This window comes from Actinotignum sp. UMB0459, assembly GCF_051905915.1.
GTDB lineage: Bacteria > Actinomycetota > Actinomycetes > Actinomycetales > Actinomycetaceae > Actinotignum > Actinotignum sanguinis.
Map to the genome: position 1 here is coordinate 172769 of NZ_JBQAIK010000012.1, position 18662 is coordinate 191430.

14 protein-coding genes are annotated in these 18662 nt (G+C 61.5%); 13 read left to right on the forward strand and 1 reads right to left on the reverse strand.

Going from position 1 to position 18662, the window contains the following annotated elements:
• The first annotated feature begins 84 nt into the window (after nucleotides 1-84).
• The 7 genes from uriT to ffh all read left to right on the forward strand — a co-directional run bounded on the left by uriT (nucleotide 85) and on the right by ffh (nucleotide 12139).
• Nucleotides 85-1524 carry a uridine transporter UriT gene (uriT, locus tag ACTFPK_RS03970; protein WP_394532602.1) on the forward strand — a complete coding sequence of 480 codons (1440 nt, stop codon included), beginning with the start codon at nucleotides 85-87 and terminating at the stop codon, nucleotides 1522-1524.
• A 123-nt stretch (nucleotides 1525-1647) separates the two neighbouring features.
• Entirely contained in the window at nucleotides 1648-3186 is a 1539-nt protein-coding gene (locus tag ACTFPK_RS03975; RefSeq protein WP_394532601.1) for a bifunctional folylpolyglutamate synthase/dihydrofolate synthase, read from the forward strand.
• A 95-nt stretch (nucleotides 3187-3281) separates the two neighbouring features.
• A complete protein-coding gene (locus ACTFPK_RS03980) occupies nucleotides 3282-4841 on the forward strand; it encodes an aspartate:alanine exchanger family transporter (protein ID WP_394532600.1) in 1560 nt (519 codons plus the stop codon).
• 141 nt (nucleotides 4842-4982) lie between these two features.
• Nucleotides 4983-8516 carry a chromosome segregation protein SMC gene (gene smc, locus ACTFPK_RS03985; RefSeq protein WP_439911145.1) on the forward strand — a complete coding sequence of 1178 codons (3534 nt, stop codon included), beginning with the start codon at nucleotides 4983-4985 and terminating at the stop codon, nucleotides 8514-8516.
• Nucleotides 8517-8552: 36 nt separating this feature from the next.
• On the forward strand, nucleotides 8553-9179 hold the full coding sequence (locus ACTFPK_RS03990; RefSeq protein WP_394532598.1) for a hypothetical protein: 627 nt from the start codon (nucleotides 8553-8555) through the stop codon (nucleotides 9177-9179).
• 47 nt (nucleotides 9180-9226) lie between these two features.
• A complete protein-coding gene (gene ftsY, locus ACTFPK_RS03995; protein ID WP_016442463.1) occupies nucleotides 9227-10405 on the forward strand; it encodes a signal recognition particle-docking protein FtsY in 1179 nt (392 codons plus the stop codon).
• 171 nt (nucleotides 10406-10576) lie between these two features.
• Nucleotides 10577-12139, forward strand: coding sequence for a signal recognition particle protein (ffh, locus tag ACTFPK_RS04000; RefSeq protein WP_439911146.1), 1563 nt, complete (start codon nucleotides 10577-10579; stop codon nucleotides 12137-12139).
• Nucleotides 12140-12203: 64 nt separating this feature from the next.
• Here ffh and ACTFPK_RS04005 read toward each other — a convergent pair whose 3' ends face one another.
• Nucleotides 12204-13277, reverse strand: coding sequence for a cation diffusion facilitator family transporter (locus ACTFPK_RS04005; RefSeq protein WP_394532595.1), 1074 nt, complete (start codon nucleotides 13275-13277; stop codon nucleotides 12204-12206).
• A 294-nt stretch (nucleotides 13278-13571) separates the two neighbouring features.
• Between ACTFPK_RS04005 and rpsP the strand changes: the two genes are divergently transcribed.
• From rpsP to lepB, 6 genes are all read left to right on the forward strand, one after another.
• On the forward strand, nucleotides 13572-14051 hold the full coding sequence (rpsP, locus tag ACTFPK_RS04010) for a 30S ribosomal protein S16 (protein ID WP_016442466.1): 480 nt from the start codon (nucleotides 13572-13574) through the stop codon (nucleotides 14049-14051).
• Complete coding sequence (locus ACTFPK_RS04015; RefSeq protein WP_439911148.1) at nucleotides 14051-14290, forward strand: RNA-binding protein; 240 nt, start codon at nucleotides 14051-14053, stop codon at nucleotides 14288-14290. The genes rpsP and ACTFPK_RS04015 overlap by 1 nt, the downstream gene beginning before the upstream one ends.
• Nucleotides 14291-14390: 100 nt before the next feature.
• Nucleotides 14391-15053: a ribosome maturation factor RimM gene (rimM, locus tag ACTFPK_RS04020; RefSeq protein WP_394532592.1), complete on the forward strand. Its 663-nt coding sequence runs from the start codon at nucleotides 14391-14393 to the stop codon at nucleotides 15051-15053.
• An 8-nt stretch (nucleotides 15054-15061) separates the two neighbouring features.
• Nucleotides 15062-16570, forward strand: coding sequence for a tRNA (guanosine(37)-N1)-methyltransferase TrmD (gene trmD, locus ACTFPK_RS04025; protein WP_439911172.1), 1509 nt, complete (start codon nucleotides 15062-15064; stop codon nucleotides 16568-16570).
• Nucleotides 16571-16690: 120 nt separating this feature from the next.
• On the forward strand, nucleotides 16691-17044 hold the full coding sequence (gene rplS, locus ACTFPK_RS04030; RefSeq protein ID WP_016442470.1) for a 50S ribosomal protein L19: 354 nt from the start codon (nucleotides 16691-16693) through the stop codon (nucleotides 17042-17044).
• A 714-nt stretch (nucleotides 17045-17758) separates the two neighbouring features.
• On the forward strand, nucleotides 17759-18658 hold the full coding sequence (gene lepB / locus ACTFPK_RS04035) for a signal peptidase I (RefSeq protein WP_439911149.1): 900 nt from the start codon (nucleotides 17759-17761) through the stop codon (nucleotides 18656-18658).
• Nucleotides 18659-18662 lie beyond the last annotated feature (4 nt).

The following is an 18662-nucleotide window of genomic DNA, read 5'->3' on the forward strand; positions in this document are numbered from 1 at the left end:
AATCCCCGTCCAACCCAACCTTTGTGAACGGAGGGCGGTGCCGCCACGGTGCGGCGTCGTCCTCCCCGGTGAGAAAGAAAAACTATGGCATCGTCCGTTCCCACACGTGCCTGCCGGGCGCAATCCGGTTCGCGCACGAATATTATCGTGCTGATGGCCGCGCTGCTCTGCGCGGTCTTCGCCTTCCAGCTCAACGCCTCCATGCTTTCCCCAGCTCTGCATACTATGAGCGTGGAACTCAATGCGACCGAGGTTGAAATTGGCGTGACCCAAACGGCCTTCTTCGCTTCCGCCGCGCTCTTCTCCCTTTTCCTGCCGCGCTGGGGCGACCTTATCGGGCGCAAGAAGATTCTGCTGGGCATGCTCCTGGCTACCGGGATCGGATGCGTAGTCTCGGCACTCGCTCCCAATGTCACGATCCTCGGTATCGGGCGTGTGATTCAGGGGACGGCGGGGCCGATGGTGCCTCTCACCCTTGTGATGCTGCACCAGGAAGTGCCCGAACCGCGCCGTTACGCCAAGTACATGGCTATTCTTACCTCCGTCAACGGCGGTATCGCAGGAGTAGACGCCCTGTTGGGCGGCTGGCTCGCCGGGAACTGGGGCTTCCGCTCCGTTTTCGTGTGCATGGCAGTTGTGTGCGCCGTCGCTTTCCTGGCGTCGGTGTTCGGGACCCGTGAATCCCAGGGCGACCGCACCCCGATGGACTGGCCCGGCGTTATCGCGCTCCTCATCGTTTTTGGCTGCGTCTATTTCGCTTTCAATGAGTTAGGCAAGCTCGGGGATGCCCGCTGGTGGCTCATCGGCGTGGAAATCCTGGTGGCCGCCGTTTCCGCGGTGATTTTCTGGAAGATCGAGTCCTCGCGCGCACACCCGCTGGTGGCCACTCGCTACCTCAAGCAACGGCGCACCTGGGCTCTCCTGTCCACCACTCTCTTCACCATGACCGGGGTATTCGCGGTCATGAACGGTCTCATCCCGAACCTGGCGCAGCTGGAAGCCAGTGCCGGTGGTCTGGAGCTCCCGGCCGAAACGGTCTCCTTCGTGACGCTGACGCCCTACGCGCTTGCCGGTCTTATTATGGGGCCGATCGCCGGGCAGCTCGCTTCGCGTTTCGGCTACAAGAAGGTACTCCAGGCGGGGCTCCTCTCCACGGTTATTTTCCTCGGGATCGCGGTGTTCGGTGTGGGGGCACCGTCGAAGTCGCTTATCTTCTTCCTGTGCGTGGCCATCGGTATTACCTACGCCGGTACCGTCAATATCATGCTCAACGGCTTGGGTATCGTGCTCTCCCCGGCTGATAACCAGGGCTACCTACCGGGAATGAATGCCGGTGCCTTCAACCTGGGAGCCGGGCTTTCCTTCGCGATCCTCACCGCTGTGGCCACCGCCGTGGGTGGCACTGAGAACCTGGTGGGCGGTTATCAGGCCGGAATTGCGGTGGGTGCGGTCCTTGTGATTATTGCGCTTCTCCTCTCCACCCTCATCCCGTCGGTGGAGAACGCGGAGGAATCAGCCTCCTAGATACATCCGTACATAAGGGTCGTTCGGACCGGTAGTGTGCGGGAACGGGGCCCACGGGGCTGGCAGCGCCAGTCGCACCGTGGGCCCCGTGGTATATGCTGGTGTGCCGTGAAAGGGGCAGGTATGGGTACGAATAACGCTGGGTACGATGGCGCGGGGTACGACAGTGAAGATGCGCGGGAAGCCGAACTTGACGCGGCGCTTTCCGAGGTCCTCCACTCTGGAATTTTCGGGGACGAAGCGGTGCTCCGAGAGGTCAAGGAGTCACCTGATCCCACCGTTGAACTCGCGGATACCACCGCAGAAGAAGCTCGGGTGGATGAGATCTACCGGGATATCCTCACCCGCGCCCCCGAACATAAGGTGCAGCCCTCCCTTGAGCGCGTTCAGATGTGCCTGGATTTACTCGGTAATCCGCACCATTCCTACCGGTGCGTGCACGTGACGGGTACCAATGGGAAAACCTCTACGGCACGCATGATCGAAGCGCTGCTACGCGAGCACGGTCTGCGTACCGGGCGTTTCACCTCCCCGCACCTAGTGTCGGTGCGTGAACGCATCGCTATCGACGGGCATAATATTTCCCGCGCGGATTTCATTCAGGCATGGGAAGATGTCGCGCCGTTCGTCGAACTAGTGGACCAGCGCTCCCAAGCGGAGGGTGGGCCGCGCATGAGCTTCTTCGAAGTGTTTGTGGTCATGGCCTACGTAGCTTTCGCCGCCGCACCTATCGATGTGGCGGTGGTCGAAGTGGGCATGGGGGGAAGGTGGGACGCCACCAATGTGATTGACGGCGACGTCGCTGTTCTCACCCCCATCGCTCTCGACCATGAACGATGGCTCGGGCACACCATCGCACAGATCGCGGGTGAAAAAGTTGGGATTATTAAACCCGGGGCCAGCGTGGTGAGCGCCTCCCAACCCGAGGAAGCCGGTGCGGCTATCGCTCAGGCAGCCCACCGGGCCCGCGCCCACGTATCCGTCTACGGGAAAGACATCCAGGTCCTCGGGCGGGAGACTGCGGTGGGCGGTCAGCTTATGACTGTGCGCACCCCCGCGGCCCGCTACGACGATATTCCTCTCGCACTGCGCGGCTCGTATCAGGCAGAGAACGCGGCGCTGGCCATCACCGCGGTTGAAGCATTCTTCGGGGGGCGCGCGCTTGCGGGTGACGTCGTCGAACATGCACTGATGGCCGTTACTTCGCCCGGGCGCCTCGAAGTGGTGCGTACCTCGCCCACCGTCCTCGTGGACGCGGCCCATAACCCTCACGGCGCCGCACACACAGCCGCCGCGCTGGAAGAGTACTATCCCGGCCGGCGGGTTGGGGTGCTCGCCATGATGGCAGATAAGGATGTGGAAGGAACCCTCGGGCAGTTCGAGCCGGTCTTGGATGCTGTTGTCATCACCGATATGCCCGGTGAACGTGCCATGGACGCCGAGGACCTGGCAGAGCTGGCGCGGGCGGTCTTCGGTGCAGAAAGGGTGCGGGTGGAACGCGATCTGCTCGCTGCGATTGACGAAGCTGCCGGATGGGCCGAGGCCGAAGCGGGCGATGAGCTCGCCACGCCGGTGGTGACAGTAGTTGGATCGGTTTATCTGGCAGGAATGGCGCGTCAAATGATGGGTAAAGGGGCTCCTGACGAAGCCCCTACCGAGTAGGACGGGGCGGGCACCGGGCCCGAAAGCACTGGCACGGTGTACCAAATTGGTAGAGTAGGCAACGTTCTACCAGTCTTCAACCCCGAGGTGGCACTGTGCTCGATATCCTTGCCAGCAATACCGTTCTCGTTGTTTTCATTGTGGTGGCGCTTGGCGCTGCCTTCGGGGCGATTCCTTTTGGTCCCCTGAAATTCGGGGCAGCGGGAGCGCTTTTCATCGGTTTGCTTGTCGGTGCGGTGGTTCCGCCCTCCACCTCCCTCCTCGTGCTCCTGCAAGATTTAGGCCTGGGTATTTTCGTTTATATGATCGGCTTGGAAGCCGGGGAAACATTCTTCCAGGAGATTCGCAAACAGCTGGGCCTTATGCTCGCCTCAGTTATTGCGATTACGGCCGGTGCGGCGGCCGCGGTGGGACTGGGGGAGCTTCTCGGTTTATTGCGCGGTACTGCGGTGGGTGTTTTCGCAGGTTCGCTCACCTCGACGCCCTCGCTTGCTCTCGCCCAGGAAATGACCGACCCGGATAATCCGGCGGTGGGCTATTCCATTGGTTACCCGGTCGGGGTCACGCTCGCCATTGTCATGGTCGCTATTTTTATTAACCGGGAATGGAAAGCCCGTCATGACCAACTCGATCCGGATGATGTGGAACTGGAACAGGCAACCGTGTACGTGGATCGGGAGATCTCCGCGCAGCAGATGCGGGATATAGCCGGACAACAGGTGCGGTTCGTAGCAATGCGGCGCAATCGCCGTTGGCATATCCTCGATATGGAGCGTGCTCTGGAACCGGGGGATAGGGTTCGTATTTTCGCTTCCCGGGCGGCGCTTTCTGAAGCTATCGAACGCCTGGGTAGCCGGATGCGTCATCGGCGGCTGACTGATCCCTATCTGACGGTGCACCGTTTTACGGTATCCAATCGGGATATTGCTGGGCTCACGGTGGGTTCCCTCCCGCTCTATCGCCGTTTCGAAGCACGGGTGACGGTTATCCGCCGTGCCGATGACGAGATCCTCGCCACCCCGGATACCTACCTGGAAATGGGCGACGTGGTAGAAGTCGCCTTACCTACCTCGCGGGTAGAAGAACTCGAAGAATACTTCGGTGATTCGGTCTCCAGCTCATCCGAACTCGACTGGGTGGCAGCAGCCGGTGGCCTTGCCCTGGGCTTTGCTCTCGGGCTGGTGGAAATTCCGCTGCCGGGTGGTGCGGCATTTTCCCTGGGGGCGGCAGGTGGTCCGCTTGTGGTGGGGCTGATCCTCGGAGCGGTGCACCGCACCGGCCGGGTACCCTGGCAGCTCCCGCGCCCCGCGAATCTGACCCTGCGCCAGTTTGGCCTCATGCTTTTCCTCGCCGCGGTGGGCCTCAACTCCGGTTCTGCTTTTGCCTCGACCGTCTTCACAATGGTGGGCTTGAAATCGCTGCTCTTGGCCGCGGCCGTGAGCATTGTCGGGTGCGGAGTCATGATGGCTGCCGCATGGGCGCTTGGTTCCTCGGCTACCCGTTCTTCTGGAGCGGTAGCAGGACTGCTTGGCCAACCGGCCGTGCTTTCCTACGCTACCTCACGTACCACCGATAACCGGGTGATGACCGGTTACGCTACGACCTTCGCGATTGCACTTATCTACAAGATCGTCGTTGTCCCCTTCATGTTCTAGCGGTCCCGGTACGGTGCGGTGTGTCGCCGGCGTGCCACCGCGACCACGGGTACCGGTTGCAACTGTCGTAACGCCCCGTCGTAGCGCCACCGGTGGCGTCGTCTGGCATAATCTGTAATCGTGCACTTAAAAACCTTGACCATGCGAGGATTCAAATCCTTTGCCACCGCCACCACAGTGCGCTTTGAACCCGGGATTAATGCGGTGGTAGGCCCTAACGGCTCAGGGAAATCCAATGTGGTGGATGCTCTCGCCTGGGTGATGGGCGAACAGGGTGCGAAAACTTTGCGTGGTGGCTCCATGGCGGATGTTATTTTCGCTGGCACGTCGCGCCGTCCCGCGCTCGGACGCGCGGAAGTCTCCCTCACTATCGATAATTCTGACGGTGTGCTCCCCATTGAGTATTCGGAAGTGACGATCACCCGAACCCTCTTCCGTGCCGGCGGTTCCGAATATGCCATTAATGGCACACCGGCACGCCTCCTTGACGTCCAAGAACTGCTCTCAGACACCGGCATGGGGCGGGAAATGCATGTCATTATCGGGCAGGGCCGCCTCGATGAAGTCCTCACTTCGAGTCCCGAAGAGCGCCGCAATATTGTGGAAGAAGCTGCCGGAGTGCTCAAGCACCGTCGCCGTAAAGAAAAAACTCTGCGCAAGCTCGAAGCAATGAAGGGTTCGTTCACGCGGGTGGAGGACCTCACTGCGGAGCTGCGCCGTCAGCTCGGACCGCTCGCCAAACAGGCTGAGGCAGCCCGCCGCGCCCAGATCATTCAGGCAACCGAACGCGACGCGCGGGCTCGTCTTCTCGCTGATGATCTGGCCCAGGCGCAGGCCAGGCTGGAAGCCGGGGCTGCCGAAGATCAACGTACCGCTCAGCTGCGCGAAGAAAACCAAGTGGCCCTCACTCAGGCCCGAGCCGCTCTCGCTACGGCAGAAGAACAGCACGCGCGCCTCAATCCGCAGCTCTCAGCTCTTCGGGATAGCTCTGAGCGCCTGGCCTCCCTTGAGGAACGATTTCGCGCCATGGACGAACTGGCGCGCGAACGTGAACGCGCCCTGAGCACCATGCCTGCACGGGGCGGCCAAGACGACCCGGAGGAGCTCCATGCGCGCGCTGTACGGGCCCGGGCCGAAGAAGAAGAACTTGAGGGGCGCGTTCGCGATGCTCAGGATGCTTTACGCGCCGTTCTCACCCAGCGGGAGGAAATTGAAACTGCGGAAGCTGTGGCCGAGCGCGCCTATAACGAGGCGAGCCGAGTGCGCGCCGATGCGCGGGAGAACGCCGCACGCCGTGCCGGGAAGGTTTCCGCGGTGCGTTCGCGGCTTGAGGCGCTCGCGGCTGAAGTTGAGCGTGTGGACAAGGATGTGGCGGCCGCGCGCCAGCGCGTGCAGACCACCAGCGTGCAGGTCACGGATCTCGAAGAGGAGCTTGTTGCCACCTCCGCCGGGGACGATACCCTTGCTTCCGCACATGAGGAACATACCCGGGCTCATCTGGCGGCCCGCACTGCCGTGGAAGAGGCGCGCGCGAACGAGGCACGTGCTCGCGAGGAGATGGCGCGTTTACAAGCAATTGTTGATACCCTCGCGCTCTCTTTGGAACCGGAAGATGCCACCGCGTGGGCTATCGAGCACGGCGCAGCGTTGTTGCGTGACCACCTCCACGTGGAACGCGGTTGGGAAAGTGCGGCGGAAAATGCACTGGCGGGAACCGCCGCCGGTGCGGTGGTGGATGACCTCGACAGCGCCGTGGACATTTTGCGTGGCGCCGCGCAGGCGCAGGCCGGGCGCCTCACGCTTACGATTACGGAAGGGAAGAACGACGACGCCGCAGCTGCCGCGCGCGAAGCTGCACTCAGCGCCGCCTTCGCGGCGGTGCGCCCGGATCCGGACGCCGCCGTGCATGCATTAGCGGTGGTGAGTTGGTCCGGGACGGGCAGTGACCTGGCTGGCCTCCTCAAGCAGCTCCTAGCTGGCACCGCACTCACCGTTGACCTTGTTACAGCCCGCCTGCTCGTGGCAGCCGGGGCACCCCGTGCGGTAACAACGAGCGGGGACGTTATCACGGCGTGCACCGCTACCGGGGGAGAAGCCACCGCCGCTGCCACCCTCACCCGCCAAGCTGCCTATCAGGACGCTTCCGAGCAGCTTGATGCCGCCGCCACTGCCGCTGATGAAGCAGCCGTGGCGCTGCGGAAAGCTGAGAGTGCCGAGGAAGGGGCTCGGGCCCGCGCCGAGGCTTCCGGGAGCGAACTGACGGCGCGGGACTCTAATCTGGCTGCCGCAACTGCCCAATTAGGAGCTTTACGCCAAGCCCTCGCTGCGGCCCGTGCCGATGAAGAACGCGCCGTCACACGCGCCGCCTCCTTGCGGGAAGATATTGCCACCCGGCAGGCAGAGCTAGAAAGTTTCGCGAAGCCCGAAGAAAATGCTACTGAGATTCCCGATGATGGTGAACTTGCCCGTCTTTCCCAGCAGCGCGATACCGCGCATGAAGCCGCTGTGGCCGCCCGTAAACAAGAAACGGAGGCTCGATTGGCGCTGCGCACCGCAGAAGAACGTTTCCGAGCGTTGAGCGGGCGGGCTGATGCCCTGGATAACCGGGCTCGATTGGCCCGCGAACGTCTTGAACGGGAAGAACGAGCTCGCCAGGTTCGCGCCGACCATGCGGTGCTGGCAGGACAGGTCGCGGCCGCGGCGGTGCGAGCCTTAGCGCACGTACGCAGCCTACGTGCCGAGGTGGCCGAGCAGCGTCGTCGGGTAGAAGAAGAACAACACGGCGCCGAGGGGCAGCTCACGCACCTACGCGAACGCGTCGATCAGCTGCGTACCCGCGAACGCGACCTCGCAGATTCCACCCACGCCCGTGAATTGGCGACTGCCCGTGCCCGCATGGAATACGAACAGCTGGCCGCACGTTCCCTCGAAGATTTGGGCATCGATAGTGCCACCCTCGTAGAGGAATTCGGACCGCATATCCAGGTTCCCACCGAGGACGGTGCGGTGCCCTACGTGCGGGCTGAACAGGAACGGCGCCTGGCGACGGCGCAGCGAGCCCTCGCGCGGCTGGGCACCATTAACCCGCTCGCCCTGGAGGAGCACGCCGCGCTGGAAGAACGTCAAAAGTACCTCGCGCAGCAACTTGATGACCTGAAGAAGACCCGAGCCGATCTTCTCGATATTGTGGCGGAGCTTGATGAACGAGTCACCCTCGTCATGAAAGCCGCGCTCAGCGATATTAGCGCCCGTTTCGAGCAGGTCTTTGCTCGCCTCTTCCCGGGTGGGGAAGGGCGCCTTATCATCACCGATCCGGAGAACGTGCTGACCACCGGGGTGGAGATTGAAGCGCGGCCACCCGGCAAGCGCGTCAAGCGGCTGTCCTTGCTGTCGGGTGGGGAACGCTCGCTCACCGCCATTGCTTTCCTCGTGGCAATCTTTATGGCGCGTCCCTCCCCGTTCTACGTCATGGACGAAGTAGAAGCAGCCCTCGATGATGTCAATCTGGGGCGCCTTCTCGAGATTTTCCGGGAATTGCAGCGCTCTTCCCAGCTCCTGGTCATCACCCACCAGAAGCGGACAATGGAAATCGCCGATGCTCTGTACGGGGTAGCGATGCGCGAGGACGGGGTTTCCACCGTGGTATCCCAGCGCATGTCTGAACTGCGCGAATAGCGAGAGTTACGTTGCAGTTCGGTAACAATTGCGCAAGTGCGCGGGTCGGAGGTAGCCGGCCGCCGCGAAAATTCTCATAATAAGACCGTGCCCCTTATCATCGTTGTTATCGCCATCATTATTGCTGCCGCGGCGCTGGTGTATGCCCTGTCATTCGCGCGGAATTCCGGGAAAAGTACCGGAGCATCCGTTGCGGAATCATTTGACGCGTGGCGCTCTGATGAACTGGATATGGACACTTATGACATCGTCCACCACGATACGGCGGTGGACGATATGTTCGAAGCGTTCGCGCACGAATCCGAAGCCTATATCACCTCCGAAACCCTCGACGAGCACTTTGATCGAGCTCGGGAAACGGAGCGTGAACTCTCGGAAACGGTGCGCCGCAATAGTGAGAAACTGCGGGCGCGTATTCCTGCCCCGCCGTTGCGCCGTCGTGCTGAGAGTGCTGTAGAAGATACTCGCACGGAGGCGGACGTTGCTTATGTTTCCACGGGTGTACCGGAAGGAATCCATGTGGCGGATGTCGCCGGGGAGCCGGATGGTGCTCTGGTAGCGGACGTGGTCATTGACGGTGCTGGCGGCCAAAGCTGCACCGTTGATATTGAGGAAAACCTGGAGGGTGAAGACGCTGAAACGCGCGAACGGCGCAGCGCCTGATAGGGGACCAGCTGGAAAAACCCGGCACCCTCTGCAAGACTGGAGGAGTGGATAATCCTGTAGTTCTTGCACTTGTCATCGCGGGCGTTGTTGCCCTCCTCCTTGTTCCCCTCGTTATTTCCCTGGTGAAGAAGAACCAGCGGCGCGAGGAATTGGAACGTCGGAACATCCCGGTTCTCGAAGGGGATTCCACCGCGGAAACCTCGGAAGGTGCCGATGAAGAAAGCGCCGGAGAAATCTCCGGTGAAACCACCCCGGATATTGTTACGGTTCCGGCGGTTGAACAGCCCGAATCAGTTCCCTCCCGGATGCAGCGTCTACGCGCCCGGCTGGCTCACTCGGGTGGCTTCGGGCAGGCTCTTTTGGCGATTCTTTCCCGCGGGGATCTCTCCGCGGCAGACTGGGAAGAACTGGAAGATACCCTCATCATGGCCGATGTGGGGCTGGATGCCACCACCGAGATTATGGAGGGCCTGCGCTCGCGGGTGAAAATTGAAAGCACCAACGATCCGCAACGGGTCCGTGAGATTTTGCGCGAGGAGCTGCTACGCCACGTTGGTCCAGATATGGATCGCTCCCTCAATCTCACTCGCAGTGAAACGGATTCCGGGGCGGTGCATCCCGCGGCGGTTCTTATGGTGGGTGTGAATGGCACCGGGAAAACCACCACGGTCGGTAAGCTCGCGCGTTTGCTGCGCGCGCAGGGAACCACGGTGCTGCTCGGTGCGGCAGATACTTTCCGCGCGGCCGCAGCCGATCAGTTGGTCACCTGGGGCGATCGAGTGGGCGTTGATGTTGTGCGTTCGGATCGCGAAGGGGCAGATCCGGCCTCCGTCGCTTTTGATGCGGTAGCGCAGGCCGATGCAACCGGTGTGGACGTGATTATCGTGGACACCGCCGGGCGCCTCCAAAATAAGGCCGGACTCATGGATGAGCTCGGAAAAATCAAGCGTGTCATGGAACGCACCACGCCGGTCAATGAAGTTCTCCTTGTTCTGGACGCCACGACGGGACAAAACGGGATGCAGCAGGCCCGTGTTTTCGCGGAGGTGACAGGACTAACCGGGATCGTGCTGACCAAACTGGACGGCACCGCCAAGGGCGGCATTGTTATTTCGGTGCAGCGCGAACTCGGCGTGCCCGTCAAGCTGGTGGGCCTGGGGGAGGGACCGGACGATCTGGCACCCTTCGATCCGGAAGCTTTCGTCGATTCGCTGCTCAGCTAAAGGTATTCATAGCCGAGCCAAGGACATGCATAGCTGAGCTATAGCGCGACGGTGCTGCGGAATAGATCCACCGCCGCTAGATTCGAGTTTGACGTGCGGTAGCGGGTGAATATGCGCGCTCGCGCCCCCTGCTTTACAATGGAACGAGTTTGTTGACGCGAAGGCTGGCCAGTGTTTAATAATCTTTCCGACCGGATTTCCGGTGCATTCAAGAATCTGCGCTCCAAGGGTGTGCTCACCCAAGCGGATGTAGAAACCACCATTAGCGAGATTCGGCGTGCCCTTTTGGACGCCGACGTCGCGCTTCCCGTGGTGCGCGAGTTCACCGCCGCGGTGCGCGAACGTGCCACCGGTGCGGTACGCTCCCAGGCTCTCAATCCCTCGCAGCAGATCGTCAAAATTGTTAATGACGAACTCATTGAGATTCTCGGCGGGGAAACTCGGGAACTTAATTTTGCGCAGGGGCGCCCCACCGTGGTCATGCTCGCCGGTCTCCAGGGCGCGGGTAAAACCACGCTGGCCGGTAAGCTCGGGCGTTGGTTCGCGCGCGGGGGCCGCAAAGCGCTCCTCGTCGCCTCCGATTTGCAGCGGCCTAATGCCGTGCAGCAGCTTCAGGTGGTGGGTGAGCGTGCCGGGGTAGACGTATGGGCTCCCGAACCCGGTAACGGGGTGGGAGACCCGATCCAGGTGGCGGCTAGCGGTGTAGATTACGCGGCCGCGAACGGCTACGGTGCCGTCGTGGTGGATACCGCCGGACGCTTGGGTATCGACGAGGTCCTCATGCAGCAGGCAGCTGATATTCGGGCTGCTGTTAACCCCGACGAAGTTCTCTTCGTTATCGATGCCATGATCGGTCAGGACGCGGTCGCCACCGCGAAGGCCTTCCAAGACGGAGTGGGCTTCACCGGCGTCGTTATCACCAAGCTCGACGGCGATACCCGCGGCGGCGCGGCGCTCTCGGTGCGTGGCGTGACCGGCAAGCCAATCCTTTTTGTCTCCACCGGTGAAAAACTGGAAGATTTCGAACGCTTCCACGCCGACCGCATGGCCTCCCGCATCCTCGATATGGGCGATATTCTCTCCCTCATCGAACGCGCCGAAGCCACCTGGACGCAAGAACAGCAGCGCGAACTTTCGGAGAAAATGAGCGAGGGGGCTTTCGACCTCAATGACTTCCTCGTGCAAATGAACCAAATTAAACGGATGGGTTCGCTCAAGAAACTCATGGGGATGCTGCCCGGCATGGGGCAGTACCGCGAAGCCCTCGAGCAGTGGGATGAGTACTCGATGGGGCGTGTGGAAGCCATTATCCAATCTATGACGCCCGCCGAACGCCGCACCCCGAAAATTCTCAACGGTTCGCGCCGCCAGCGCATTGCCCGGGGCTCAGGAACCACCGTCCAGGAAGTTAATCAGTTGGTGCAGCGCTTTGAAGGCGCCGCGAAGATGATGACGCAGATGAGTCGCGGTGGCGGAATTCCGGGTATGCCCGGTATGCCCGGCGTTGGCGGGGGATCACGCAAGCAGAAACGCGCGAAGAAGAATGTTTCGGGCGGTAAGAAGGGACGTTCGGGTAATCCGGCGAAACGCGCCCGGCAGGAAGCCGAAGCAGCGGCGGCACGGCAGCGTGCCGAACGGGGCTCGGCTTTCGGTAAGGGGGCCCAGCTTCCCGGCTCCGCCCCGGCGGTGCCCGATATGGCAAGCATGGAAGAGCTCAAGCGCTTCCTTAAGTAACGACGACGGCGCAGCGGGCAGGAGGAATCTTGCCCGCTGCGATGTTTTGGCAGAGTGGTTATTTTTAGGAGGTAGCGGCGTCGTCGTTCTTCCCTGTGGTTAAAGCCTCCACCACAATATCCGGAACCGCATCGGAAATACCGCCCAGCGGCACGTAACCTTCCGGAATATCCTCATAGGATCGCGGGTCCTCCAGTGGCTCCACGTGGATGAGGGCGCGGAGGTGAGGCACCGCGGCGCGTAATTCCTCCGCGATATCTTCGGCGAGCTCGTGGCCCTCGCGCACCGTCCACGTGGAGGGGACCAACAAATCAAAATTACAAAACGACTCGCGCCCGGCCACTCGGGTTTGCAGCCCGTGGAAACGTACCTCACGGCGAGTGTGCGAACGTAGAATAGCCACGATTTTTTCGGTATCCGGCTCAGACAGGGCTGCGTCCATGAGTCCCGCGAGTGACTCGCGCAGCAGCTTAACCCCGGTGGCCAGAATATTGACCGCAACGAGGATAGCGACGATGGGATCGAGCAGCGGTTCATCGGTGAGTGCCACCAATCCCACACCCGCGATCACCCCGACGGAAGTGATGACATCCGTAAGGAGGTGTTTACCATCGGCACGCAAGGTGGGCGAACGGTGCTTCGCCCCGGCGCGCAGCAACACGACACCGACAATTCCATTGACTAAGGATGCGAGCGCCACAATGCCCAAGCCCCATCCCAGCGCCGCCAGCGGCTGGGGGTGAATAATGCGGTCAATGGCGGAAAAAATAATAAAACCGGCTGCCGCGAAAATCATGGCACCTTCCACGGCGGAAGAAAAGTACTCGGCTTTCGAGCGTCCGTAGGTATAGCGTGCATTTGCGGGTTTCGCGGCCGCGGAGAGGGCCAGCACCGCGACCACCGCCGCTGCCAGATTAACTAAGGATTCTGTGGCGTCGGAGAGAAGGCCCACCGAATCGGTGAGCCAGTAGCCAGCCGCTTTGAGCGCAATGGTGATGAGTGCGGCCGTAACGGAAAGCCAGGCGTAGCGCACGAGCTTGGAGGTAGGTGCGGGCACAACCGCGGGCGAACCCACGGCGCTAACGGTGCCAACGGTGCAGGCTGCGGTGGCGGGAGCGGGATTATTCACGCCTCCCATCTTGCCAGGCGCGGCGGGGCTTGTCAGGTTGAAACGGTGGTATAGGGGTGCGCGCCGTAGCTGTCCCCCCCCGTCCGCATCGGCACCGCAGCGGAGCGACGGCGTAAGTGATCTCACCGCGCAGCGGTGCGATGCCTGTTTCCTCCTCCGGAAAATTCTGGCAGAATAGCTAGATGTACTTGGAGGATGCCGGGTCCCTCTCAACCCGGTATTGTCCGTGTTCACGGATTGCACGGTGCGCGTCCCCCAACCGGCCGGGTAATCCACCCCAATGAGAAAGGATTGACCACAAAAGTGGCAGTCAAAATTCGTTTGAAGCGCATGGGTAAGATCCGTGCGGCCCAGTACCGTATTGTTGTGGCGGATTCTCGCGTCAAGCGCGACGGCAAGGTTATTGAGGAAATCGGTTACTACGATCCCAATACCCAGCCCTCTACCATCCGCATCGATTCTGATCGGGCTCAGTACTGGCTCGGCGTGGGTGCTCAGCCCACCGAAGCCGTGCTCGCGCAGCTTAAGGTGACCGGTGACTGGCAGAAGTTCAAGGGATACAAGGATGGCCAGGAAGGTCGCCTGCGTGTTCCGGAAACGGTGAACGCTGAAGAAGCGCGCGCCGCAGCGGTCAAGAAGGTCCAGGACGACGCTGAAAAGCGCCGCGCTGCCGCCGCTGAAGCAAAGGCGAAGGCCGAAGCGGAAGCCGCAGCTGCTGCCGCCGCTGAAGCTGGGGAAGCCGAAACCGGTGAAGCTACCGAAGCGGAAACCGAGGAAGCCTAATGCTGACGGACGCTCTGGAACACCTGGTCAAGGGAATTGTTGATTACCCGGATGATGTCAACGTCTCGGCATCGCGTAATCGTCGTGGCGAACTTCTGGAAGTTCGGGTGAACCCTGACGATCTCGGTCGGGTGATCGGCCGTGGCGGGCGTACCGCCAAGGCCCTGCGGACCGTCGTCAACGTGCTTTCGGACGAAGGCTCCGTGCGCGTGGACGTTATCGAAACGGACCGTAACTAACGTAGCGGCATACCGGCCCTCAACCTTTCGGGGTTGCGGGCCGGTTTTGTATGAGCCACCACCGTTCCCCACCGTGTGCGGGAACCGAGAGAAGGACACGATGCAACTGACGGTAGCTATTATCGGGGCGCCGCACGGGCTTAAAGGGGAAGTCCGTTTGGATGTTCGCACAGATTCGCCTGCCCGCCGCCTCGCTGTGGGGACCCAGCTGGAAACAGATCCGGCGGATTTCGGGCCGCTCACCATCACCCGCACTCGAGAATATCGGGGAGTTACCTACGCGCTCTTCGCTGAATCCACCACTCGTGACACCGCCGAAGCGCTGCGAGGGGTGCGTCTCGTCGTGGAAACTGATGAGGATGAGCCCGAAGAAGATGCCTATTATGCCCATGAGCTACGCGGTCTGGAAGTCCTCGACCCAGAAGGCTACGAGCTCGGTATTATTACCGGCTTAGAAAACGGCCCCGCCCAGGATATCCTGGTGGTGCGTGAGCCGGATGGCCGGATTACCCGTGTGCCCTTCGTGCGTGAGATCGTGACGGCGGTGGATCTGGATGACCACTGCATCGTGGTTGATGCCCCGGCCGGGCTTTTCTCCGAAGATGACATGATCGTGGTGGAAGGTGATGACCTGGCCGGCGCCCTCAGCGCAGCCGAAGACGAACTCACCTCCGCCGAAGATGCACCCAGCGCGGCCGAAGGCGCCCTTAGCGCTGTCGAAGAAAGTATGACGAAGGAAAACAGCGCTGAGGAAGTGAAGTAATGGCGAGCTTGCGCATTGACCTCGTTTCCGTTTTTCCGGAATTCTTCGACGTGCTCGATTTATCGCTGGTGGGCAAGGCGCGCCGTCGCGGCGTCGTTGATATTCGCACCCACAATCTGCGCGACTGGACCAGCGACATCCACCGCACCGTGGACGATACCCCCATCGGAGGTGGGGCTGGCATGGTCATGAAACCGGATGTTTGGGGTCGTGCTCTCGATGACCTCATCGGCCCGAGCTCTCCGGAAACAATTACTCTCGCGATGCCCACCCCGTCCGGTCGGCCCCTCACTCAGCGCCTCGTGGAAGACCTGGCCACCCGGGAGCGCATCATTATCGCCTGCGGGCGCTATGAGGGAATTGATGCGCGGGTAGCTGAGCACTATCGTGGGCGGGGTGTGCGCGTAGAGGAGTTTTCTCTAGGAGATTATGTTCTCAACGGTGGGGAAGTGGCGGCAGTGGCCCTCGTGGAGGCGGTTACTCGTCTTATTCCCGGGATGGTGGGGAACCCGGAGTCTCTGGTGGAAGAATCGCACGGTGCGGCCGGTCTGCTCGAATACCGTGTCTACACCCGCCCGGTGCGCTGGCGCGAGCTCGAGGTGCCCGCAGTACTGCTCAGCGGCAATCACGGGGCGGTGGCGCGCTACCGTAGAGACGAAGCTCTTACGCGCACCGCTGCGCGCCGTCCCGATATGATCGCGGCACTGGATACTTCACGTCTGAATAAACACGACCGGCCGGCGCTCGCGGCGGCGGGCTATGTATGGCGCACCAGTGACGCCCACCCGGTGGCGGTGGATACGGAGGTCCTGGGGGTGGCGGGCGCTGCTGGTTCCGGGGACGGGGTGTCCTCGGGTGAAGTGCTTTCGGGCGAGACACTCAAGAACGGAACGCTGCCAGACGGAGAAGTGCGCAACGGAGAATGGCGGCGCACCGCAACCGAGCTGGCGCAGCTGGCCACCCGCACCTTCCCGGACGCGTGCCCGCGTTATCTTAGGGAAGCGGATATTGCCGCGTTCGCGGCGGCGAATCTTTCCGTGGAGGCTTTCGAAAAATATCTTGCCGACCCACGCTGGATGACGGTGGTAGTGCGTGCCGCGAGCGGAGAGTCGCGCGGGGAATTGCTGGGGTACAGTCTCACGTTGCTTCCCGATAGCGCGGTGGGAATGGGCGGCGACGACGTCGCCGGGCGCGAGGACGGTGCGCCATTCATGCACCTCCCGGAGCGGAAAGGCCCGTTGCTTGAGCTCTCAAAGTTCTACGTGGAGCGCAGCTGGCACGGGAGTGGGGTAGCGGATCTGCTCTGGCAGGCAACGGTGGAGGCGTGCCGAGACAGAATACTTGATGCCGAGGTGGCGTCCGCACCGTACCTGTGGCTCGGAACAAATAAAGACAACCGACGCGCGCAACGATTCTACAAACGGTGCGGTTTCCGAAAGGTAGCAACCCGAGAATTCCGGGTGGGTGAGGTAATCAACTCGGATCTCATTTTTGCCTGTCCGCTGACTGTGGCATAATAGTGGAGTTTCCTCGCTTTCATAATGCGCTGTGCCTGCCGCAGGGGGTCGCGCATCGGCGAGATCTTAACCGATAACAGCGCCCCTGGCCTGCGTGCAGAGGCGGAAAGTGAATGAATAATGCAGACTCTTGATGTAGTTGATGCTTCGCGTTTGCGCGACGATATCCCCGATTTCCGCGCCGGTGACACCGTGCGTGTGAACGTGCGCGTCGTGGAAGGTAACCGCACCCGTACCCAGGCGTTCCAGGGTGTTGTTATTGCCCGCCAGGGTGATGGCCTGCGCGCCACCTTCGATGTCCGCAAGATTTCCTTCGGGGTGGGCGTGGAGCGTAAGTTCCCGGTGCATTCGCCTTCCATCGAATCCATCGAAGTGATTACCCGCGGTCGGGTGCGTCGCGCCAAGCTGTACTACCTGCGTGATCGCCACGGTAAGGCAGCGAAGATTCGCGAACGTCGCACCGATTCCAAGTAAGGAACGGTACGAAGTTCTCGTTCACATATGGACCCGCGCCCCGGTGCGGGTCCATTTTTTATCCGCGCGGATCTTGACCAATAGCCGACGGCAGCCACTAACCGAAGATAACCGCCCATAACCGTGGGCAAGAGCTGGAGTATTCCTGGAGCCCCGCCAAAATAACGTGGCGTGACGGCGCGGATAACCTTAGGTACGTTCACGTGCGCTGGTAGCATGGAATACGCGTATCTTTTATCGAATGCAGGGGCGGAGGGGCGTATGGGCGAGGGCACGTCAGGCGGGTCACGGGCGTCGGAGGATGCCTCGCGGTGGCCAGCAGGGCGGACCCACCGGAGCCAGGCCCGAGGCCGCCGGGCAGCTCCCGCACCTGAGGTACAAAACCTGCACGCGGCACCGGGCGTGGATGAGTTACCCGAGCTTGACGACCTCTTTGATGGGGAGGAATCGCAGGCACCGCAAACTGTGGTGAGCGCAGCGGAGCAACCGGCTCCAGAGCCAGAGCCGCAGCCGGTGCCGTGCCCGCCTGAACCACCGGAGTCCAACGAGACAAAAAACGTGTCGGAGGGGCCGGCTAAGATAAGTGCAGCTGAAGCCCGCTTGCGGCTAACGCTCACGGAACAGCTCTCGAACGCGGATGAAGGTCTCTATGCCGATGCTTTGCGAGATGAACTGGCCCGAGCGGAAGCACATGTGAACCACGGAGGAACAACCATGAATACAACGGACGGTCACTCCTCCGCTGCCAATACGGAGCAGCCTCCCTCCTACCCTCCCGAAGTGGCCCCGGTGCGCCCGGAGGCGGACACCCGGGAAGCCCCCGTGCGTAACTCGCGCCTGCGTAGCGTAGTGGAGATGGCGCTCACCGTCGCCGTCGTTCTTCTCGTCTCCGTCATTATCAAAACTTTCTTTATCCAAGCTTTTAATGTGCCCTCCGGTTCTATGGAAACCACGTTGAGTACCGGGGATAAGTTTTTCGTCAACCGGATGGTGACCGATAACGAGGAGCTACGCCGCGGCGATATCGTGGTCTTTGTGGATCCGGGCGGGTGGCTTGATGATGTGGAAGAAAACCGCTCCTGGATTGCTCAAACCGGCACTCGAATCCTGCAAGGTATCGGGCTGCTTCCGGCAGACTCTGGTCACTACCTGGTGAAACGAATTATCGCGAAAGGTGGAGATACTGTCAGTTGCTGCGGGGAAGACGGCCGCGTGCAGGTCAATGGCGTACCGATCACGGAGGAATATCTCAATTACGGGGTGTCGCCCTCCTTACAGAAATTTGAGGTGAAGGTTCCGGAAGGGTACCTGTGGATGATGGGGGATAACCGCGCCAATTCCAAAGATTCGCGGTGGCATCAGCGTGAATCCGGAAACGGATTCGTGCCGGTAGAAAACGTGGTGGGCCGGGCCTGGTACGTTTTCTCACCGTGGAGCCGCCACGGGCGCCTACCTGATATGAGCCATGTTTTCGCCGGTGTCCCCGAACCTGCCGCGCCCGCGGGTGCGCGGGTGGCACTGCCGGACAACCCGGTTGATCCACGCTCCTTATACGCGGCTACGGCGACCCAAACCGGGAACCCTCCTGCTGTGCTCTCCGGGCAGGGTGGGTAGCACC